General features: G+C 57.4%; 16 protein-coding genes. 7 read left to right on the top strand and 9 right to left on the bottom strand.

Annotated elements, in window-relative coordinates; all coding sequences use genetic code 11:
- Positions 1–3: 3 nt before the first annotated feature.
- Positions 4–3,051, bottom strand: a complete 3,048-nt coding sequence (gene fdnG, locus E5C26_RS00460; protein WP_167796586.1) for a formate dehydrogenase-N subunit alpha — start codon at positions 3,049–3,051, stop codon at positions 4–6.
- Between the two features lie 171 nt (positions 3,052–3,222).
- Here fdnG and fdhD point away from each other — a divergent pair, with 171 nt between their 5' ends.
- The 5 genes from fdhD to E5C26_RS00430 all read left to right on the top strand — a co-directional run bounded on the left by fdhD (position 3,223) and on the right by E5C26_RS00430 (position 8,495).
- Positions 3,223–4,032, top strand: a complete 810-nt coding sequence (gene fdhD, locus E5C26_RS00450) for a formate dehydrogenase accessory sulfurtransferase FdhD (protein WP_240775885.1) — start codon at positions 3,223–3,225, stop codon at positions 4,030–4,032.
- A gap of 127 nt (positions 4,033–4,159) precedes the next feature.
- Positions 4,160–4,780 (top strand): superoxide dismutase [Mn], encoded by a 621-nt coding sequence (gene sodA / locus E5C26_RS00445; protein ID WP_135314602.1) that lies wholly within the window; start codon positions 4,160–4,162, stop codon positions 4,778–4,780.
- Positions 4,781–4,907: 127 nt separating this feature from the next.
- Positions 4,908–6,836 (top strand): methyl-accepting chemotaxis protein, encoded by a 1,929-nt coding sequence (locus E5C26_RS00440; protein ID WP_135314601.1) that lies wholly within the window; start codon positions 4,908–4,910, stop codon positions 6,834–6,836.
- A 93-nt stretch (positions 6,837–6,929) separates the two neighbouring features.
- On the top strand, positions 6,930–7,601 hold the full coding sequence (gene yiiM / locus E5C26_RS00435) for a 6-hydroxyaminopurine reductase (RefSeq protein WP_135314600.1): 672 nt from the start codon (positions 6,930–6,932) through the stop codon (positions 7,599–7,601).
- 114 nt (positions 7,602–7,715) lie between these two features.
- Positions 7,716–8,495 carry a class I SAM-dependent methyltransferase gene (locus tag E5C26_RS00430; protein WP_135314599.1) on the top strand — a complete coding sequence of 260 codons (780 nt, stop codon included), beginning with the start codon at positions 7,716–7,718 and terminating at the stop codon, positions 8,493–8,495.
- Positions 8,496–8,526: 31 nt separating this feature from the next.
- Here the strand turns inward: E5C26_RS00430 and E5C26_RS00425 are convergent, their stop codons facing one another.
- Both E5C26_RS00425 and E5C26_RS00420 read right to left on the bottom strand, forming a co-directional pair.
- On the bottom strand, positions 8,527–8,889 hold the full coding sequence (locus E5C26_RS00425) for a YibL family ribosome-associated protein (RefSeq protein WP_135314598.1): 363 nt from the start codon (positions 8,887–8,889) through the stop codon (positions 8,527–8,529).
- A 72-nt stretch (positions 8,890–8,961) separates the two neighbouring features.
- Entirely contained in the window at positions 8,962–10,428 is a 1,467-nt protein-coding gene (locus E5C26_RS00420; RefSeq protein WP_135314597.1) for an aminotransferase-like domain-containing protein, read from the bottom strand.
- 138 nt (positions 10,429–10,566) lie between these two features.
- Here E5C26_RS00420 and E5C26_RS00415 point away from each other — a divergent pair, with 138 nt between their 5' ends.
- A complete protein-coding gene (locus tag E5C26_RS00415; RefSeq protein ID WP_135314596.1) occupies positions 10,567–11,175 on the top strand; it encodes a LysE family translocator in 609 nt (202 codons plus the stop codon).
- Here the strand turns inward: E5C26_RS00415 and E5C26_RS00410 are convergent.
- The 6 genes from E5C26_RS00410 to glyQ form a co-directional block, all read right to left on the bottom strand.
- A complete protein-coding gene (locus E5C26_RS00410) occupies positions 11,172–11,723 on the bottom strand; it encodes an MltR family transcriptional regulator (RefSeq protein ID WP_012004547.1) in 552 nt (183 codons plus the stop codon). The genes E5C26_RS00415 and E5C26_RS00410 overlap by 4 nt on opposite strands.
- A gap of 94 nt (positions 11,724–11,817) precedes the next feature.
- Positions 11,818–12,969 (bottom strand): mannitol-1-phosphate 5-dehydrogenase, encoded by a 1,152-nt coding sequence (locus E5C26_RS00405; protein ID WP_135314595.1) that lies wholly within the window; start codon positions 12,967–12,969, stop codon positions 11,818–11,820.
- Between the two features lie 58 nt (positions 12,970–13,027).
- A complete protein-coding gene (locus E5C26_RS00400) occupies positions 13,028–14,947 on the bottom strand; it encodes a PTS mannitol transporter subunit IICBA (RefSeq protein ID WP_135314594.1) in 1,920 nt (639 codons plus the stop codon).
- A gap of 547 nt (positions 14,948–15,494) precedes the next feature.
- Positions 15,495–16,214, bottom strand: a complete 720-nt coding sequence (locus tag E5C26_RS00395) for a DUF3053 domain-containing protein (protein WP_135314593.1) — start codon at positions 16,212–16,214, stop codon at positions 15,495–15,497.
- Positions 16,215–16,605: 391 nt separating this feature from the next.
- A complete protein-coding gene (glyS, locus tag E5C26_RS00385) occupies positions 16,606–18,675 on the bottom strand; it encodes a glycine--tRNA ligase subunit beta (RefSeq protein WP_135314592.1) in 2,070 nt (689 codons plus the stop codon).
- A 9-nt stretch (positions 18,676–18,684) separates the two neighbouring features.
- Positions 18,685–19,599, bottom strand: coding sequence for a glycine--tRNA ligase subunit alpha (glyQ, locus tag E5C26_RS00380; RefSeq protein WP_012004542.1), 915 nt, complete (start codon positions 19,597–19,599; stop codon positions 18,685–18,687).
- 262 nt (positions 19,600–19,861) lie between these two features.
- Between glyQ and E5C26_RS00375 the strand changes: the two genes are divergently transcribed.
- Entirely contained in the window at positions 19,862–21,199 is a 1,338-nt protein-coding gene (locus E5C26_RS00375) for an MFS transporter (protein WP_135314591.1), read from the top strand.
- Positions 21,200–21,202 lie beyond the last annotated feature (3 nt).

Genomic DNA, 21,202 nt, shown 5'->3' with positions numbered 1-21,202 from the left:
CCGTTACACCTTTTCCACGTTGACCAGGAACGCCTTGAACTCTGGCGTTTGCGTATTGGCATCACCGACAAACGGCGTCAGCGTGTTGGCGATAAAGCCTTTCTTCGCCACCCCTTCGTAACCCCAGTGGATCGGGATACCGATGGTGTCGACCTCCTGGCCGTGCACCTGCAGGGTGCGAATGCGCTTGGTCACCACCGCCTTGGCCTTGATAAAGCCGCGGTTGGAGCTGACCTTCACCGTATCGCCATGCTGAATGCCTTTTTTCGCCGCCAATTTCTCGCCAATCTCCACAAACTGCTCCGGCTGCGCGATGGCGTTGAGTACCGCGTGTTTGGTCCAGTAGTGGAAATGCTCGGTCAGGCGATAAGTCGTGCCGACGTACGGGAACTTGTCGGAAGTGCCCATTGCCGCCAGATCGTCCTTGAACACCCTGGCCGCCGGGTTGGACACCACGTTCGGGTGCAGCGGGTTGGTGCCGAGCGGCGTTTCAAATGGCTCGTAGTGTTCCGGGAACGGCCCTTCGGCCATTTTATCGGTGGCAAACAGGCGGCCCATGCCTTCCGGCTGCATGATGAATGGCCCGACGTCACTGCCCGGTGCGGCGGCGCTGTAGTCCGGGATATCCACCCCGCCCCACTTGGTGCCGTCCCACTCCAGCAACTGACGTTTTGGATCCCAGGGCTTGCCCTGCGGGTCAGCCGAAGCACGGTTGTACAGAATGCGGCGGTTAAGCGGCCAGGCCCAGGCCCAACCCAGCGTATTGCCGAGGCCGGACGGATCGGCGTTATCGCGCCGCGCCATCTGGTTACCAGCCTGCGTCCAGCTACCGGCGAAGATCCAACAGCCGCTGGCCGTGGTGCCGTCGTCACGCAGGTGGGCAAAGGTGCTGAGTTGCTCACCTTTTTTCGCCAACACTTTGCCGTCGGCGTCGAGAATATCCGCCAGCGCCTTGCCGTTGCTTTCCATCGCCACTTCTTCAGAAGCAGGATTTTCCGGCGTCAGGTAATCCCAGGTCATGTTCAGTACCGGTTCAGGTACCGCACCGCCGTCACGCGCGTACATTTCACGCAGACGGGTAAAGATGCCCGCCAGGATTTCCCCGTCGTTCATCGCTTCACCCGGGGCATCCGCGCCTTTCCAGTGCCACTGCAGCCAGCGCCCGGAGTTGACGATTGAACCGTTTTCTTCGGCGAAGCAGGTGGACGGCAGGCGGAACACCTCGGTCTGAATCTTCGACGGATCAACGTCGTTGAACTCGCCGTGGTTCTGCCAGAAGTTGGAAGTTTCGGTATTGAGCGGATCAATGGTCACCAGGAACTTCAGTTTTGACAGCGAGGCCACCACCTTGTTCTTGTTCGGGAACGACGCCACCGGGTTGAAGCCCTGGCAGAAGTAACCGTTGACCTTGCCTTGTGACATCAGCTCGAAGTACTGCAGCACGTCGTAGCCTTTGTCCCACTTCGGCAGCCAGTCGAAGCCCCAGCCGTTTTCCTTCTGCGCCTTGTCGCCGTAGAAGCTCTTCATCATGCTGACGAAGAATTTCGGGTAGTTGCTCCAGTAGTTCACCTGGCCCGGCAACAGCGCCTTCGGCGTGTTGGCTTTCAGGTAGGTGTCGATATCGGTCTGTTTCTCCGACGGCAACGTCATATAGCCCGGCAGGCTCTGCGACAGCAGGCCCAGGTCGGTCAGACCCTGAATGTTGGAGTGGCCGCGCAGCGCGTTGACCCCGCCGCCCGCCATGCCCATGTTACCGAGCAACAGCTGGATCATCGCCATGGTGCGGATGTTCTGCGAGCCGACCGAGTGCTGAGTCCAGCCCAGGGCGTACAGGAACGACGCGGTTTTATCCGCCACGCAGGTTTCGGCGATGTATTCACAGACCTTGATAAAGTCTTCGGTCGGCGTACCGCAGATATTGTTCACCACCTCCGGCGTATAGCGGCTGACGTGCTGTTTCAGCAGGTTCCACACGCAACGCGGGTCCTGCAGCGTCAGATCGCGCTTGGCAAAGCCGTTTTCATCGAACTGGTAGTTCCAGGTGGTTTTATCGTACTTGCGGTTTTCCGCGTCATAACCGCTGAACAGGCCGTCTTCAAAGGTAAAGTCTTCCCGCACCAGCAGGCTGGCGTTGGTGTAGGCGTGGACGTATTCGCGGTTAATCTTGTCGTTGGTCATCAGGTACAGCAACACGCCCGACAGGAAGGCAATGTCGGTGCCGGAACGGATCGGCGTGTAGAAATCCGCCACCGATGCGGTACGGGTAAAGCGCGGATCGATGACGATCAGCTTGGCTTTATTGTGTATTTTGGCTTCCATCGCCCAGCGGAACCCCACCGGATGCGCTTCCGCCGCATTACCGCCCATGACGATAATCAGATTCGCGTTCTTGATATCAACCCAGTGGTTGGTCATCGCACCGCGACCAAATGTTGGAGCAAGACTTGCTACCGTTGGTCCGTGTCAGACACGTGCTTGGTTGTCTACGGCAAGCATGCCGAGAGCGCGACTAAATTTTTGCGTTAAATAACCGGTTTCGTTACTGGAAGCGGAGGCACACAACATGCCGGTGCTCAGCCAGCGGTTGACGGTCACGCCCTGTTCGTTGGTTTTAACGAAGTTGGCGTCACGGTCTTCCTTCATCAGCTTGGCGATGCGGGTGAAGGCGTCGTCCCAGCTCAGGCGCTGCCATTTATCAGAACCTGGCGCACGGTACTCCGGGTACTGGAGACGGCTGGCGCTGTGGATGAAGTCGACCAGACCTGCGCCTTTCGGGCAAAGCGCGCCGCGGTTGACCGGGTGATCCGGGTCGCCTTCAATATGGAAAATGCTTTCTTTGGCGTTTTTGGCGCCATCACCAAGGCTGTACATCAACAGCCCACAGCCGACGGAACAATACGTACAGGTATTACGGGTTTCACGGGCGCGCAGCAGTTTGTACTGCCGGGTTTCCGCTAACGCCACTTCCGGGGCAAAGCCCAGAGCAGCCACCGTCGTCCCTGCCATACCGCCAGCGCAGATCTTAAAGAACTGCCTTCTGCTGACCTGCATGGGGGTCTCCTTTCACTTGCGATTGTCACATTGTTTCAAATGGCGCTTTCCCCCTGGAAGCGGGAAGCGCTAAAATTACTGTTGTTTTTACGCGGCAATATTACCACAGCGTATATGTGGTTGTTACAAACAGGTGCCACTTAAGTGAACAATACAAATCCAGACCAACATATCAATGACATCAATGAGACCTTGCTCACAGGGGTAACCCGGTCCCAGGTGTATCAACGCGGGCAACTTGCCACCGCACAGCAGGACTGGCTGGCAGAAGAGGTCCCGGTCGCGCTGGTGTATAACGGCATTTCTCACGTGGTGATGATGTGCACCCCCAAAGATCTGGAGGCGTTCGCCCTGGGGTTTTCCCTATCCGAAGGCATCATCGAGTCACCGCGCGATATCTACAGTATAGAGATTAACCAAACTTGTAACGGACTGGAGGTGCAAATCGAGCTCTCCAGCCGCCGTTTTGCCGGTTTGAAAGAGCGCCGTCGCGCCATGGCAGGCCGCACCGGCTGCGGGGTGTGCGGCATCGAACAGTTGGCGGATATTTTTCGTCCGCTGCCTGCACTGCCGTTTACCCAGACCTTTTCCCTCACCCACCTCGACTGCGCGCTGGGGCAGCTCAAGCAGGTGCAGACCGTCGGCCAACTCACCGGTTGCACCCACGCCGCCAGTTGGATTTCACCGCAGGGGGAACTGCTGGGGGGCTGTGAGGACGTAGGCCGCCACGTCGCACTCGACAAACTGCTCGGCGTGCGAGCAAAACAAGACTGGCAGCAGGGAGCGATTCTGGTTTCCAGCCGCGCCAGCTATGAAATGGTGCAAAAATCCGCCATGTGCGGCGTCGAGATCCTGTTCGTGGTTTCTGCCGCCACTTCCTTGGCGGTGGAAATCGCCGAGCGTAGCAACCTGACGCTGGTCGGCTTCAGCAAACCCGGCCGTGCCACGGTGTTCACTCACCCGCAGCGCATTGTGGATTAACCAGTAACCACACATTAAGTAGGGCATTGATAATCATTTTCAATATCATTTAAATAACTATAATGATCCGACTGCTTACGCGGTGCTCACATAATGCGCCGCCCCTATACCCTTGGAGATGATGATTATGAGTTACTCACTGCCATCCCTGCCGTACGCCTACGACGCACTGGAACCGCATTTCGACAAGCAGACGATGGAAATCCATCACACCAAACATCACCAGACTTACGTTAACAACGCCAACACCGTGCTGGAAGCTTACCCAGAGCTGGCTCAATATAGCGTTGAAGACCTGATCCAGGATCTGGATAAAGTGCCTGCTGACAAGCGCACCTTCATGCGTAACAACGCCGGCGGCCATGCTAACCACAGCCTGTTCTGGAAAGGCCTGAAAATCGGCACCACTCTGGGTGGCGATCTGAAAGCAGCTATCGAACGTGATTTCGGCAGCGTTGAGAAATTCCAGGAAGAGTTCGAGAAAGCCGCAGCGACCCGCTTCGGTTCAGGTTGGGCCTGGCTGGTACTGAAAGGCGACAAACTGGCTGTAGTGTCTACCGCTAACCAGGACAGCCCGCTGATGGGCGAAGCCGTTGCCGGCGTTTCAGGCTTCCCAATCGTGGGCCTGGACGTGTGGGAACACGCTTACTACCTGAAATATCAAAACAAACGTCCAGACTACATCAAGGCATTCTGGAACGTGGTTAACTGGGATGAAGCTGCTGCACGCTTCGCTGCGAAGAAGTAATTCGCCCCCAGAAATGAAGATACCCGCTTAATGCGGGTATTTTTTTGACCAAAATCCGCTAAAGTTTGACCGTTCTTTGCCGATGGTTTGTTCAATTGACGTTCGCCCAAAGGAAAGGAAAATCATTATGGCGGCATTGAAAACATTGGCAGGAAAGTTTGTACATCTCACCGTGGGTAAAAAGCTCGGCCTCGGATTTGGCCTGATGCTGTTGCTGACGGCAGTCATCGCCGGTACCGGCGCCCAGTACCTGAATATCATCGAATCCCGCGCCAACCGCATCGATTTCAGCAACCGGCTGAACGACGAGATCAATCAGGCCAAATACAACCGTGCGCTATTCGGCCAAACCTACAAACCGGAATACCTGAAAAATAACCGCACCAATATCGAAAATGCGGTCAAGCTGATCAACCAGGGGCAGGAACTGAACTGGGATGCGCAGAGCCGGAAAGATCTGCAGCGTTTGGTCGGGCTGATTGGCCAATACCAGCAACAGCAAAACGCCTTCGAAAAGGCAGTGGCGGCAAAAGATGCCGTACGCCAAAGCTGGAACATGTCGGAAGTGCAGGACAGCCTGAACCAGGTGGAGCGGCAAATCACCAATGCCGACCTGCAACTGGCCTTTATTCAGTTGAACCAAAAGCTGACGCTGGTGCGCTACGGTGCTCGCGGCCTGTTGCTGAGCCTGAACGCGGGATCCGAAGCCCCGCTGCTGGCGGCGATTGACGATGCACGCAGCGCGGCCAATGCGCTCAGTCGTCGGCTCAGCGATGCTCAGCGCCCCATGCTGCAACCGCTGCTGACCGCACTCGACGACTACAAAAACCGTATCGAAGCTTACCTGCCGGCTTATCAGCAGGAACAAGCGGTCAGTCAGTTGCTGGGCAACAGCGCGCAACAAATCGGCACGCTGGTTAACGCCTTTATGCAGGACGAACTGACACAAACCCATAACGACATCAATTCGGCGCAGTTGCAGATGGGCATCACCACGCTGATCGCCATCATCGCCGGATTACTGGTGGCCTGGCGCATCACGCTGCAAATTACCCGACCGTTGCAAAGTACGCTGGCGCTGGCAGAACGCATCGCCAGTGGCGATCTGCGTCAGGCGCAGACCAGTACCCGCCGCGACGAACTGGGCCAGTTGCTCAACGCGGTGGCGGCCATGAGCCAGAACCTGCGCGATATGATTGAAAAAATCCAGATGGGCGTCAGCCAGGTGTCCACCGCCGCCGCCGAGATTGCCGCCGGTAACACCGATTTGTCCTCGCGCACCGAACAGCAGGCAGCCGCAGTGGAAGAAACAGCCGCCAGCATGGAACAACTGACCGCCACGGTGAAGCAAAACGCCGAAAACGCCCATCATGCCAATCAGTTGGCTACCGATGCCTCACAGACTGCCCAGCAGGGCGGCAAGTTGGTGGAAAGCGTGGTCAGCACCATGCGCGATATTTCCAGCAGTTCGCAGCGGATCGCCGAAATTACCACCCTGATCAACGGTATTGCTTTCCAGACCAACATTCTGGCGCTGAACGCGGCAGTGGAAGCTGCGCGTGCCGGCGAACAGGGCCGTGGCTTCTCGGTGGTCGCCAGCGAGGTGCGCAATCTGGCACAACGCAGTGCCCAGGCGGCAAAAGAGATCGAAGGGCTGATTGCCGAGTCGGTCAACCGGGTACAGACCGGCACCACACTGGTGGAAAACACCGGCAACACCATGGAGCAGATTGTCCTGTCGGTCACCCACGTGCGTGACATCATGGCGGAAATCGCCGCGGCCTCCGACGAACAGACCCGCGGCATCGCCCAGATCGGCCAGGCGATTGTCGAAATGGACCACACCACCCAGCAGAACGCCGCACTGGTGGAAGAGTCCGCCGCCGCCGCCGACTCGCTGGAGGAACAGGCAGAAATGCTGTTGCAGAGCGTCTCGGTATTCCGTCTGGCGGAGCACTCTGCGCCTGCCGCCGTGAAAGCCGTTGCGGGCAAAACCCCGACCGTCAAACAACCGGCCAGCCAAACCGCCGGGCAGGACAACTGGACCACCTTCTGACCCTCTCCCGCCCGAAACCTCTCGGGCGGGTTATTGTTCCCCGCTGCCAACTCGGGCTATGCTGGGCCTTCGACGCGAGACAAGGAGGCGCATATGCATCACCCAGAGGTTTACATCGGCACTATCCAACCCTACGAAGGCGGGCGGCCCAGCGGTATTGCCAAGCGCCTGGTGGACGGAGCCGTCAAGCTGACCCCGCTCGGCCTGGAAGGCGATGAACAGGCGGAGAAAAGTTATCACGGCGGGCCGGACCGCGCGCTGTGCCACTATCCCCGTGAACATTATGACCACTGGCGTGAACAGTTCCCGGCGCAGGCCGAACAGTTTTGCGCACCCGCTTTTGGCGAGAACATTTCTACTCTCGGGCTGACCGAACATAACGTGTTTATGGGCGATATCTTCCGCTGGGGCGAAGCACTGATCCAGGTCACCCAGCCGCGTTCTCCCTGCTTCAAGCTCAACTACCATTTCGATATCGACGACATCTCGGTGCTGATGCAGCAAAGCGGCCGCTGCGGCTGGCTGTACCGCGTAGTGTCTGCCGGGAAAGTCAGCGGCGATCGTCCGCTGGAACTGGTAACGCGCAACAGCGATGTCTCGGTCGCCGAGGCCGTCGGTATCGCCTGGCACATGCCGTTTGATGAAGAGCAGTATCGGCGTCTGTTGGCGGTGCCCGGGCTGTCTGCCAGTTGGAGCAAAACCATGCTGACGCGCATCAGCGAAGGCCGTATCGAAGACTTTAATCGCCGTTTGCTGGGCCGCTAAAATAGACCGGTTGAAAATAAAACCTGACGCAGCCTGCAGCGCTAAACATTTTCACCGACCTATACTGTTCAGCATCGGTCGTTCCGGCAACCTCATTCAGGCAGGAGCAAAGTTATGAACACCCCGTCTCATTCGATTCACCCTGCAGCAGCCGAAGGCTACCAGGCCAACGCCGATCGTTACGTTAAAGGGCGTCCGGATTATCCGCCGGAGATAGCGACCTGGCTGCGCGATACCATCGGCCTGCACGCCGGTATGACGGTGATCGACCTCGGTGCCGGAACCGGCAAGTTCACCCCGCGCCTGCTGGAAACCGGTGCGCAGGTGATCGCCGTCGAACCCGTGGCCCAAATGCTGGAAAAGCTGTCGGCGGCGCTGCCGCAGGTGAAAACATTGGCGGGTACTGCGGAGTCGATCCCGCTACCGGATGAGTCGGTCGACGCGGTGGTTTGCGCTCAGTCCTTCCACTGGTTTGCCACGCCGCAGGCTTTGGCCGAAATCCAGCGTATCCTCAAGCCCGGCGGCAAGCTTGGCCTGGTGTGGAACATGCGCGATGCGCGTGTGAGTTGGGTGCGTAAGCTCAATCAGATTGTCGACCGTCACGAAGGCGACGCGCCGCGTTTTTACACCGGTGAATGGCGTAAACTTTTCCCGTCCAAAGGATTAGAACCGCTGCAGGAACAGGTGTTTATGTTCGGCCACCAGGGCGCAATAGAAGATGTGATTTATAACCGGGTGCGCTCCACCAGTTTTATCGCCGCCTTGCCGCCCGAGCAGCAGGAACAGGTGATCGAACAGATTCGGCAGTGGGTGGCAGAGGAAGGGGAATTGCAGGGCAAGGATACGGTGACCGTGCCTTATCAGACCAAGGCGTATTTCACCACCAAGCTTTGAAAACCGGGCGCCACAAAAGGCGCCCCGGCAATCAGAATGCTTTTCTGGCGTAGCCGGTGACCACTTTAAGGCCCATTTCACGGCCCAGTGCGGTCATCGGGTGCACCACGATCAGGCCGCGCACGTTTTTCTTCAACGTGCCCATATCCGCCTGCTCTTTCTTGGTGATTTCACGGCTGAACGGCAGTTGGCTCAGCTTTTGCGCTTCGGCGCTCAGCTTCTCAACGCGCACACCTTTCAGGCGCTCGATCTCCGCTGCCATCTTCTCTTTTTCTTTGGTGTGCTGTGCGATCAGGTCAAGATTCCCCTGTTGGATAATCAGGGTGTCTTTGTGCTTGAGTGCGTCCAGCAGGTCGCTAAGGCGCTTGATCTCTGCCTTTTCTATTTCTTTCATGGTTTCTGGCCTGTTGTGCCGATACGGCACGCTAATCAATGATGTCCACATTGTAGCAAAATGCGCGCGTGGTTACTCGTCTTGCGCGATGCCCGGCGGCAAGCCGCTCATCTCGCAGGCTTTGGCACCGACACGCGCCAGTGCCTGGCTGTAACGCGCATTAAACGGGTAGCAGCAGGAAAGCCGCAACGCGTTACGATAGCGGCCACTGGGGGAATACAGCGTGCCGGGCGTCAGGCAGATTTGTTCCTCCAGCATCTGGTGGAACAACGCTACGCTGTCGACCCCGGCCGGGAACTCCACCCAAAACACGAATCCGCCCGCTGGCTGCGTAGCCCGGGTACCGCGTGGGAAGTGACGCGCAATCAGCGCCCGCGCCTCGTCTACCTGAGCGGCGTAGCGTTTTCGCAGGTTGCGCAGATGGTGATCGTAGCCGCCGGTTTCCAGAAACATCGCCAGGGTTTCCGACAGCAACTGCGACTCGGACATTGACGATACCGCCTTCAGCTTGCGCAACGCCTCGTTAAAGCGGCCACCACTGATCCAACCGATGCGGAAGTCCGGGGCCAGAGTCTTGGTAAAGCTCGAACAGAACAGCACCCAGCCATCGCGATCGAAAGATTTTACCGCCGGGGACAGCGCACCGCCGAATTGCAGCTCTGCGTACAACCCATCTTCAATCAAGGGCACCTGATGATCGTTCATCAGGCGCGCCAACCGTTTTTTCGCCGCCAGCGGCATGGTACTGCCCAATGGGTTTTGCACCGTCGGCATAGCGATCACCGCGTTCAACCGCTTCTCATTGAGCAACAGCTCCAGCGCATCCAGCGACAGGCCGTGCTGCGGATCGGTAGGAATTTCCAGCGCCTTCAGCCCCAGGCTGGCCAGCAGCGGCAGCAGATAGAAATAGGTCGGTGACTCCAGGCCGACACAATCGCCCGGCCTGGTGGTCACGCGCAGCGCCAGTTGCAGCGCTTCCATGCAGCCGTGAGTCAGCGTGATGTCGCCGGGCTCCAGCAGCATGCCCAACGTCATCGAACGCCGGGTGATCTGCTGGCGCAGCCGCAGGCTACCGGGCGGCAACGCGTACTGGCCAATCAGATTCGGCTGGCGGCGTAACTGTGACGAAAGCATCCGCCCCAACTTGCCGCCGGGATAGAAATCGGAAGTCTGCGGGCAGGCCAGCGAAAGATTGGTGAACGCCGGATTTTGCTGGGCGGCAAACACCGTGTCGATCAATGCCAGTACGTCATCCGCCGGTGGCTCTATCCGGCTGCTGGTCGGTGAGGCGGCTTTCAACGCCGGCAAGGTGTTGCAGACATAAAAACCGGACTGTGGCCGTGCCTCTATCAGCCCGCGATCTTCCAGGGTGCGGTAAGCCGCCACCACGGTGTTGATGCTAACACTGTGGGTTTGCGCGCAGTGGCGCACCGAAGGCAAACGACTGCCGGGCAGCAGGGTGCCGCGGCGTATGGCTTCCGCCAGCGTATCTGCCAGTTGCTGGTAGCGCGTTTCCGGTATGTCATCGAGCAGGGTCACAGTTTGTCTCCAGGCAATGGGTACAGTTTAAAATTGATACAACTGTATCCATGACAATAGCTTGTTTCTGGTTCTGTCACCATCTGCCTGTAGGTTTTATGCTGGTTCCCTTGCTTCTCTGCCTTGTAAGGAACCGTTATGCTGGACTCCGCCTTTATCAGTTATGTCACCGTCATGTCGATCACCCCTGGCCCCAACAACCTGCTGCTGGCATCGTCCGGGGTCAATTTTGGTCTGCGACGCACCCTGCCGATGGTGTTTGGCATTAGCGTCGGCTGTGCGGTGCAACTGGCCCTGACCACTACCCTGCTGGCGCTGATCCTGAGTTCGGCCGCGATGATCCGCTTTCCGTTAGCGGTGATCGGTTGTACCTATCTACTCTGGCTGTCATGGAAATTATTCAGGGCGGCCTCGCCCGACGGTAAACTCCAGGCACAACCGATGCGCTTAATCAGTGGTGCGCTGTTTCAGGCGGTGAATCCCAAAGCCTGGCTGATGGCGATTAACGTCGCCATTCTGTTCACCCCGCGTGAAGGTGCCAGCCTTGGCCATACGTTAATGATCATTGCCGGTTTCACCGCCCTGAACATTCCTTGCGTACTGGTGTGGGCGATATTGGGCGATCGGCTGCGCGATGCGCTGCGCGTGACCTGGAAGCTGCGGTTGTTTAACGGCGTTATGGCGGGCCTGATGGCAGCCACGGCACTGTGGCTGTTATTTGACGAATGGCGCGCGGCCTTTGCTTAATTGCGGCCGAGCGGGGAAAGCCGGGACGGTTGTTTGGCACCGATGCCGGCGATCAGATCGGTGACCGACAGCACCATAGTGGAACGTAACACCTGTTGGTATCGCTGACGCTGCATGGCGATCAGCGATTCTTCCGCTTCGCCGGGCTGCAGGAAGGTTGGTACCGGCGGCAACGCCGCCACGCAATGCAGTTCACCGAACGGCCCGAGGATTTCATCATCGACAAAACGGTATTCCGCCCCGTCGTGGTTCAGTTCTTCGCGCATCGCCATCAGCAGTTCGGCGTCTTCGTATTCGTGGCGTGAGATCACCCCAAGCCCATACATCAGCTTCAGGCGCACCGACAACTCACCCAATGGACCGGCGCCGGACAATAGCGGTTCGACGGCATACTTCACCGCATAGTCATCTTTGCGGAACACCTGCACCACCAGCACGTTCAGCGCTTCCGCCAGCAGCTCTACTGCCGCGATCAGAAAACTGCGCACCGTCTTGCCTGCGTTCAGCCGTTCCAGAACCTTATTTTCAAATGCCTGTGCTTCTTCCATCGTCGCTTTTCGAATGGCCTGGGTGGCGCCGTCAATGCCGAAGTCGGGGTGTAGGGGCGCAACTTGCTGCGCCCGAAGATTCATCATATCGAATCTACTTTTGCATGGCGTTATACACAGCAACCGCCTGTTCTACAACCGAACTTTCCGCCGGCAGGCCGGAAATTTGCGCCAGCGCCGCTTTTGGCCCCAGTTTGGCCAGCAGTTCCACCAACTCTTTGGCCTGCGGATCCTGCTCGCTGCGGTAGCTCATGGCGGCGGCAATACCCTGGATTAGATTGTCATGCGGCAGACCGTACTCCAGCGTGCCGAGCAACGGCTTGATCAGGCGATCGCCGGCGCTCAGCTTGCGCAGTGGCTGACGGCCCACGCGCTCCACGTCGTCGTGCAGATAGGGGTTTTCAAAGCGGCTGAGGATTTTTTCGATGTAAGCGGCATGCTTGGCGGCGTCAAAACCGTAGCGTTTGATCAGCACCGCACCGCTCTCTTCCATCGCGCCTTTCACCACGCGGCGGATCGCCGGGTCGAGAATGGCATCACGAATGGTCAGCAGGCCGGCCTGTTGCCCAAGATAAGCGGTAATCGCATGACCAGTATTGAGCGTGAATAACTTGCGCTCAACAAATGCCATCAGGTTATCGGTCAGTTCCATACCGGCGATCGCCGGTGGCTGCCCCTTGAACTGGGTTTGATCGACAATCCACTCGCTGAAGGTTTCTACCGTCACTTCCAGCGGATCGCTGCTGCCCGCTTCCGCTGGCGGTACAATACGGTCAACCGCCGAATCAACGAAGCCGACATGCTGTTCGACCCATGCCTGATCTTCCTGCGGCAACACATCGAACACGTGCTGTTTTAACTGGCTGGTGCCCCGCACCATGTTCTCGCAGGCGATGATGTTCAGCGGTTGGCTGTTGCCCTGCTGATGACGTTTGATCAGCCCTTTGGCGATAGTCCCGGCAATCTTAGCCAGGATCTGCGGGCCCACGGCGGTGGTCACGATATCCGCTTCGGCGATCAGCGCGACCGCCTCTTCACTGCCGCTGTTCACTGCGCTGACGTTGTTGACCTGCTCGACCCGGGCCTGCTCACCAACCACGTGCACCTGATAACTTTTGCGGCTGTTCAGCAGGTCCAGCACCGTCTGGTTAACGTCGGCAAAGGTCAGTTCGGCCTGCGCGTCCGCCAGCAGCTTGCCGATAAAACCACGGCCAATATTTCCCGCACCGAAATGTAATGCTTTCATATTCCTACCTTTCTAATGTCGAAGGGTGCAGCAAGCTGCACCCCTTAAAATGATTCTGTTATCCGCGTTTTTTGCCGCCCAGCAGATCCAGCACTTCCTGCACGCTGGTAGTATTCGCCAGCCGCTCGATGACGCCGTCGTCATCCAACGCGTTGGTCAGGCTGGTGATCACCTGGATATGTTCGTTATTGCGTGCGGCAATACCGATGACCAGTCGCGCTACCTCGTCCTCTTCATCACCGAAACGCACACCCTGTGGGTATTGGCAGAACACCACGCCGGTGCGCAGTACCCGGTCTTTGGCTTCGATGGTGCCGTGCGGCACGGCGATCGACTCGCCCAGGTAGGTGGAGGTCAGTTTTTCGCGCTCCAGCATCGCAGGAACGTATTCCGGCTCGACGTAGCCGCCTTTGACCAGTTGCTCACCGGCAAAGCGGATCGCCTGTTCTTTGTCGCTGGCCTGCAGGTTAAGGAACACGTTGCTTTCGCTGAGGCGGAACAGGTTTTGCTCGCTCGCTTCAAAGCTATCGTCAAGCCGGCTGATCACTTTCTGTTGGTTATCGGTGGTTTTGTTGGCCGCCACCAGACGTTCGGTCAGATCGCTGTACAGCTTGCTGTCGAGGAAGTTGGTCAGCGAGATATGCTGCGCCTGTGGCGCATGGCGCATCGCTCGCTCGGTCAGGTCGCGGTGCGTGATCACCAGATCCACATCGTCCGGCAGGCTGTTGATGGCGCTGTTGGTCACCGAGATATTTTTCAGCCCGGCATCCGCCACTTTTTTGCGCAGCACCCCGGCCCCCATCGCGCTTGAACCCATACCGGCATCGCAGGCAACGATGATTTTACGTACCGTGGTCAGGTCGCCATCTGCTGCTGCATGAGCCGCCGCGCCGCCTTTAGACTGTGACTTCATTTCCTGCATACGGCGAGTCGCCTCTTCCAGATCGTCCTCTTCTTTAACTTTTGAGGTTTTCAGCAAGAAGCCCGCGACCACAAACGACACCACAAAGGCCGCGCCGATCGCCGCCAGGTTGGCGAAATAAGCGCCCTTCGGCGTCATCGCCAACACCGCCAGAATAGAGCCAGGAGAAGCCGGAGAGACCAGACCGCCATTGAGCATGGTCAGGGTGAATACGCCGGTCATGCCGCCCAGGATCACCGCCAACAGCAGGCGTGGGTTCATCAGCACGTATGGGAAGTAAATTTCGTGGATACCACCGAAGAAGTGGATGATCGCCGCACCGCCGGCAGACTGCTTGGCGCTGCCGCGGCCAAAGAACATGTAGGCCATCAGCACGCCCATGCCCGGGCCTGGGTTGGCTTCAATCAGGAAGAAGATGGATTTACCGGTTTCTGTCGCCTGCTGGATGCCCAGCGGGGAGAAGATGCCGTGGTTAATCGCGTTGTTCAGGAACAGGATTTTCGCCGGTTCAACGAAGATCGACGCCAGCGGCAGCAGGTTGTTGGTCACCATGATATTTACACCGGTAGCCAGGATATGCGACAACCCTTCTACCAGCGGACCAATGGCCATAAACGACAGAATGGCCAGCAACATACCGATAATGCCGGCGGAGAAGTTGTTCACCAACATCTCAAAACCGCTTTTGATTTTGCCGTCGACCCAACGGTCAAAATGCTTGATAGCCCAGCCACCCAACGGACCGGCAATCATCGCGCCGAGGAACATCGGCATGTCCGCACCAACAATCACACCCATGGTAGTGATGGCACCGACCACGCCGCCGCGATCGCCCCCCACCAACCGGCCACCGGTGAAACCGATCAGCAGCGGCAGCAGGTAGGTGATCATCGGGCCAACCAGTTTGGCTAAGGTTTCGTTCGGCAGCCAGCCGGTAGGAATGAATAACGCGGTGATGATACCCCAGGCGATAAATGCGCCGATATTGGGCATCACCATGTTGCTTAAGAAGCGGCCAAAGTTCTGAACTTTGACTTTGATGTCTGGTGAAAACATAAAACACACCCCTATTGTTACGCGCTGACAATAGAGCGCGTGATTATTGTTGTTACGATCCAGCTGTGTTGTGGCTGTATGCGAAATGGACTCTATCACGCTGTTTTTACCGTGCGAACTTCACGGATTTTTTGTGACGCAGATCACCAACACCACCCCACTCAATGGGCATTTATAGTGATATTCATCACATTTAATCGGTGTAGAAAAAATACAACGCGCTAAATTCACCCTAAAATCCCGAAAAAATGCGACCCTTGTCACATTTTTATATCGCGTGTTTGTTTTTAAATTGTGACATTAGTCACAATTTATTTACTGATGGCTACCGAATCCTGGTCTGGGGGTGTTCTTCCCTGTGAGCATTCATCCCGTCGGGAAATAACAGTGCGATGAATGAAAGAAAACTACATGTCGGAAAAGGATGATTAATTGAAGTGTAGTACAGAAGCGAGGAGCAAGAAGTGAGCAAGTTATTGGAAAGTCTGGAAGGGATGGGTTGATGGATGAGGGCAGAAGCCGAAGGACCGGCTTCTGCCTTATACGATTACTGGGTGACGCTTGAGACGGTTTTCTGTGCGTTCAGTAAATCCTGCTGCTTGGCCACCAGATTCGACATCATGGTGTTGTACTGCGTTGCCTGCTGGGAAGTGCGGAATTGCACGCCATTATTGTTAAAACTCACCTGATTGCCCTGTGTACGCAGGAAATCCCCCACCTGCACCAGATCCTGAACGAAACTGGCGGTAACTGGAATAACCGGCATCAGCGCATTGGCCGGCCCAGTGACAATTTTGTCGTAGGCCTGGTTATACACCGCTTTCAGATCGTCAGGTTGCTTCAGCGCTGCCCGGGCAGTATCCGCCTGTGACTTGGCTGACTGGATCTGCTGCCCCAGCAGGTTCAGCGCCCCAACGGACTGTTGCAGCGAATCACGCTTGCTCATGTAGTCCTGTGCGGTGCGGATCTGGTTAATCTGATCCAACGCCGGGGTCAGGCTGGCATCCAGTGACTTGGACAACTGCTGTGAAAAACCGACCAAAATAGCGTAATCACCGGCATAGTTGCCGAACTTCTGTTTCTGATCTTCGCTCAGCGTCGGGATTTTCGCGCCGCTGCGCATCACCGTATTCTGTATGTAATCTATAAACGCCTTGCGTTGTTCCGGCTCTTTATCGCCGCAAGCAGTCAGCTGCATGACCACCAACAATGCCAATACCGGGGCCAACCAACGCGCGAAATTTCTGCTCTGGATCCCTACCGCCATGTGACATAACTCCTGTTATAAACCTGCTTTTTCATCGGACTCCGTCCCTTTTGCTGCACTCCCTGCGCCTATAAGAATAGATCAACTGAGTGCGATACGATACGCGATTCACCTTTCGGCGGTTATTCTTCGGTGAAAGGGGGTAATGCAGGTATCTGAAACCCAGGTAAACGAACCGTGAACAGCGGTGCTTTCCTTGGTTGGATACTCTCTAGAGAGTGCTGGAAAAAAGCTTTACCCCCCAAGTCAGCCCCCAAGTCACCCCCCAAGTCGGCGAACTATTGGCAGCACTAAAGGGGGCAGATTTGCCCCCCCGTTCGCTGCGACAACAGCAATAAAAAAGGCGCTCTAAGGCGCCTTTTCACAGCAAAACCGCTTACAACATAATAAGTTATTGCAGCACGGAAATATCCGCGACCTGCAGGAACAGCTCACGCAGCTTGCTCAGCAGCGTCAGACGGTTCACACGCACCGCTTCGTCTTCTGCCATTACCATGACGTTGTCGAAGAACGCATCGACCGGCTCACGCAGGTCAGCCAGCTCCACCAACGCATCCTGATAGTTGCCTGCCGCAAAATACGGCTCCAGCTTATCGCGCAGCACCACCAGATGGGTCGCCAGTTGGATCTCAGCCGCTTCTTTCAATACCGAGGCATGCACACGGTCATTGAGCGTATCGGTAGATTTGGCCAGGATATTGGAAACGCGTTTGTTGGCCGCAGCCAGCGCTGCTGCCGCTTCCAACGTACGGAAGTGGGTCACCGCTTTGACGCGCGCATCGAAGTCCGCCGGTTTGGTCGGACGACGTGCCAACACCGCCTGAATGGTATCAACCGCGTGGCCTTCTTCCTGATACCAGGCGCGGAAACGGCCCAGCATAAACTCGACAACCTCGTCGACCACCTTGGCGTTGGTCAGCTTGCTGCCGTACAGGCGCACGGCCTCTTCGGTCAGGGTCTGCAGATCCAGCGACAGGTTTTTCTCAACGATGATACGCAGCACGCCCAGCGCAGCACGGCGCAGTGCAAACGGGTCTTTATCGCCTTTCGGATGTTGCCCGATGCCGAAAATACCGGCCAGGGTGTCCATCTTGTCAGCGATCGCCAGTGAACAGGCCACCAGCGACTCCGGCAGTGCATCACCGGCAAAGCGCGGTTGATACTGTTCGTTCAGCGCAACGGCAACGTCTTCCGCTTCACCGTCATGACGCGCGTAGTGCATGCCCATCACGCCCTGAGTGTCGGTGAATTCGAAGACCATGTTGGTCATCAGATCGCACTTCGACAGCAGGCCCGCACGGGTGGCGTGATTAACGTCGGCACCAATCTGGCCGGCAACCCAGCCCGCCAGCGCCTGAATACGGTCGGTCTTGTCGCGCAGGGTCCCCAGTTGCTGTTGGAACAGCACGGTTTCCAGACGCGGCAGGTTGTCTTCCAGACGTTTTTTACGGTCGGTGTTGAAGAAGAATTCGGCATCGGCCAGACGCGGACGCACGACCTTCTCGTTACCGGAGATAATCTGCTGCGGATCTTTGGATTCGATATTGGCGACAAAGATAAAGTTCGGCAGCAGTTTGCCCGCGGCGTCATACACCGGGAAATACTTCTGGTCGCCCTTCATGGTGTACACCAGCGCTTCCGCCGGCACCGCCAGGAATTTCTCTTCGAATTTGGCGGTCAACACCACCGGCCATTCCACCAGCGAGGCCACTTCTTCCAACAGGCTTTCGCTCAGATCGGCTTTGCCGCCAATAGTCGAAGCCGCCTGCTCGGCGTCACGCTTGATCATCGCCTTACGGGTTTCGTAATCGGCGATCACCTTACCGCGCTCCAGCAGGATCTGCGGATATTGGTCGGCGTTGTCGATAGTGAACTCGGCTTCACCCATGAAACGGTGGCCACGAACCGTACGCGCGGAATCGATGCCCAGCACGGTGCCCGGGATCAGTTCTGCACCCAGCAGCATCGTCACGGTGTGCACCGGACGCACGAACTGCACGTCGGAATCGCCCCAGCGCATTAGTTTCGGGATCGGCAGCTTGGCCAGCGAACTGCTGACCATGCCCGCCAGCAGCGCTTGCGCGGACTGGCCTTTAACATGGGCGCGATACAGCAGCCATTCGCCTTTGTCGGTTGCCAGGCGTTCGGCCTGATCGACGGTAATACCACAGCCGCGGGCCCAGCCTTCGGCCGCCTTGCTTGGCTTGCCTTCGGCGTCAAACGCCTGGGCAATCGCCGGACCGCGTTTTTCGACTTCGCGATCGGCCTGTGCAGCGCTCAAATTAGCCACTTTCAGCGCCAGACGGCGCGGAGCGGCAAACCAGCTCACTTCGCCGTGTTCGAGGTTGGCGCTATCGAGCTCGGCGGTAAAATTAGCGGCAAAAGCTTCTGCCAGTGAACGAAGAGCCTTCGGCGGCAGCTCTTCCGTGCCGATTTCCACCAGGAAAGTCTGTTGAGTCATGGCTGCCTCTTAGCTCTTGTTCTTTTTGCACATTGGGAAGCCCAACGCTTCGCGAGAAGCGTAGTAGGCCTCGGCAACGGCTTTGGTCAGCGTGCGGATACGCAGAATATAACGTTGACGCTCGGTCACCGAGATCGCCTTGCGCGCATCCAACAGGTTGAAGGTGTGGCCGGCCTTCAGAATACGTTCGTAAGCCGGCAGCGGCAGCGGTTTTTCCAGCGCCAGCAGCGACTGGGCTTCTTTCTCGTACTGCTCAAAGCAGGAGAACAGGAAGTCGACGTCGGCGTATTCGAAGTTGTAAGTGGACTGCTCCACTTCGTTCTGGTGGAACACGTCACCATAGGTGGTCACACCCAGTGGGCCGTCGCTCCACACCAGATCGTAGACGCTGTCCACGCCCTGGATATACATCGCCAGACGTTCCAGACCGTAGGTGATCTCGCCGGTTACCGGCTTGCATTCCATGCCGCCAACCTGCTGGAAGTAAGTGAACTGCGTCACTTCCATGCCGTTCAGCCACACTTCCCAGCCCAGGCCCCAGGCGCCAAGCGTCGGGTTTTCCCAGTTGTCTTCCACGAAGCGGATGTCGTGAATGGTCGGATCCAGACCCAGCTCTTTCAACGAGCCCAGGTACAGTTCCTGAATATTGTCCGGCGATGGCTTAATCACCACCTGGAATTGATAATAGTGTTGCAGACGGTTTGGGTTTTCACCGTAGCGGCCGTCGGTCGGGCGACGGGAAGGCTGCACATAGGCGGTAGCCATAGGCTCCGGCCCCAGCGCGCGCAAGCACGTCATCGGGTGTGAGGTTCCCGCGCCGACTTCCATGTCCAGTGGTTGAACGATGGTGCAGCCTTGGCGCGCCCAATAGTCCTGCAGTGTCAGGATCAGGCCCTGAAAGGTCTTGGTATCAAACTTTTGCATGTTGAATTCGCACGCGATACAAGTGGATTTAAATGGGATGCGCCAGTATACCCGTTGACCGTAAGATATACAGCCCGAATCAGGGAACAAGTGCGAATCATCAAAGAAGCGGGGTGTTTTTACGCACTGAAATGGGGCAAATGCGCCCCTATGGCCCTGTTTCACTCTGCGGACACATCACGGCCCCTCGCTCTCTCTGGCCTCCGAGACTGGCACTAACCTTGCTAGCTTCCTGATAACCAACATTTCAGGAGGTTCGCTGATGACTACCGCCTTAACCGACAGCCGCTATCGCTACCGCATTTTCGCCATGGTGTTCTTTATTGCGTTGATCAACTACGTCGATCGCGGTGCGCTGTCCTTCGCCGCCAACGATATCTCCCGAGAATTCAACTTCAACAAGGCCCAGTTGGGTGCCGTACTCGGCTACTTCGGCTTTGGCTATTTGTTTGGCTCACTGTGCGGAGGCTTCCTGGCCGACCGCGTCGGCACCAAAAAGGTCTGGCTGATCGCCGGGGCGCTGTGGTCGCTGCTGGAGATCGCCACCGCCTGGGCGGGTGAACTGGGGGTGGCACTGTTCGGGGGCTCGGCAATCATGGGCTTCGCCGCACTGCGCATCATGTTCGGCTTTGCCGAAGGCCCGGCCTATGCGCTGATGAACAAAACCATCGCTAACTGGGCACCGCGCAAAGAACGCGGATTTTCACTGGGCATCGGGCTACTGAGCACCCAGGTGGGGTCGCTGCTAACCGCACCGCTGGCGGTGGGGCTACTGCTGCTGACCGATGACTGGCGCAGCATGTTTATTTTGCTGGGGCTGTTCTCGCTGATCGCCATTTTGCTGTTTGCCCGTTTCTTCACCGACACGCCGCAAGAGCATCCGCAGGTCAACGCCGCCGAACTGGCAGTTATCAGCGCCGATCAGGAGGCAGACAGTCAGCAACCACATCTGCCGTGGTGGGCTTTCTTCACCAACCGCACTCTGGTGTTTAACGCCCTGGGTTACTTCTCTTTCCTCTATGTCACCTTTGTGCTGGTCACCTGGGGGCCTAAATACCTGCAAGACACCTTTAATTACGATCTGCACTCGCTGTGGTATGTGGCGATGATCCCGTGGAGCGGTGCCTGTTTCACCGTTCTGCTCGGTGGCCGCATCGCCGATGCGCTGCTGAGACGCTTCGGCAACCTGCGGCTGGCCCGCAACCTGTTTGCGGCGGTAACGCTGCTGCTGACCGCCACCTGCTTCCTGTTGATCCCCTTTATGAGCACGCCAACCGAAATCATTTTGCTGATGACGTTGGGAAACGCGCTGAACGCGCTGGTGAATAATGTGTATTGGTCGGTGGTGATCGACGTCACACCCAAGGCTTCAGTCGGCGCCTACAGCGGCATGACGCTGGCGATTGCCAATATTGCCTCGATCACCGCACCTATGCTGAGCGGCTGGTTGGCCCAACACCACGGCTATGGCGCGATGTTCTTGGCCACCGCCGTGGTGTCTTTCTGCAGCATGCTGTGCATGACTTTGCTGCAGCCGGAAAGAAAGATCGGGGCTGGCAGTGCGCAACCGAACCATGGCAGCATGCAGCAACCCGTCTGATTA

Origin of the sequence: Serratia proteamaculans (assembly GCF_004684015.1) — a bacterium.
Lineage (GTDB): Bacteria > Pseudomonadota > Gammaproteobacteria > Enterobacterales > Enterobacteriaceae > Serratia > Serratia proteamaculans_F.
The sequence above is the reverse complement of the archived record's forward strand: the minus strand, read 5'-3'. Positions and strand labels throughout refer to the sequence as shown.

Bases quoted from the DNA above. Each gene is read 5' to 3' on its own strand.
- sodA (WP_135314602.1), top strand. From the start codon at position 4,160: ATGAGTTACTCACTGCCATCCCTGCCGTACGCCTACGACGCACTGGAA.
- E5C26_RS00440 (WP_135314601.1), top strand. From the start codon at position 4,908: ATGGCGGCATTGAAAACATTGGCAGGAAAGTTTGTACATCTCACCGTG.
- yiiM (WP_135314600.1), top strand. From the start codon at position 6,930: ATGCATCACCCAGAGGTTTACATCGGCACTATCCAACCCTACGAAGGC.
- E5C26_RS00430 (WP_135314599.1), top strand. From the start codon at position 7,716: ATGAACACCCCGTCTCATTCGATTCACCCTGCAGCAGCCGAAGGCTAC.
- E5C26_RS00425 (WP_135314598.1), bottom strand. From the start codon at position 8,889: ATGAAAGAAATAGAAAAGGCAGAGATCAAGCGCCTTAGCGACCTGCTG.
- E5C26_RS00415 (WP_135314596.1), top strand. From the start codon at position 10,567: ATGCTGGACTCCGCCTTTATCAGTTATGTCACCGTCATGTCGATCACC.
- E5C26_RS00410 (WP_012004547.1), bottom strand. From the start codon at position 11,723: ATGGAAGAAGCACAGGCATTTGAAAATAAGGTTCTGGAACGGCTGAAC.
- E5C26_RS00405 (WP_135314595.1), bottom strand. From the start codon at position 12,969: ATGAAAGCATTACATTTCGGTGCGGGAAATATTGGCCGTGGTTTTATC.
- E5C26_RS00400 (WP_135314594.1), bottom strand. From the start codon at position 14,947: ATGTTTTCACCAGACATCAAAGTCAAAGTTCAGAACTTTGGCCGCTTC.
- E5C26_RS00395 (WP_135314593.1), bottom strand. From the start codon at position 16,214: ATGGCGGTAGGGATCCAGAGCAGAAATTTCGCGCGTTGGTTGGCCCCG.
- glyS (WP_135314592.1), bottom strand. From the start codon at position 18,675: ATGACTCAACAGACTTTCCTGGTGGAAATCGGCACGGAAGAGCTGCCG.
- glyQ (WP_012004542.1), bottom strand. From the start codon at position 19,599: ATGCAAAAGTTTGATACCAAGACCTTTCAGGGCCTGATCCTGACACTG.
- E5C26_RS00375 (WP_135314591.1), top strand. From the start codon at position 19,862: ATGACTACCGCCTTAACCGACAGCCGCTATCGCTACCGCATTTTCGCC.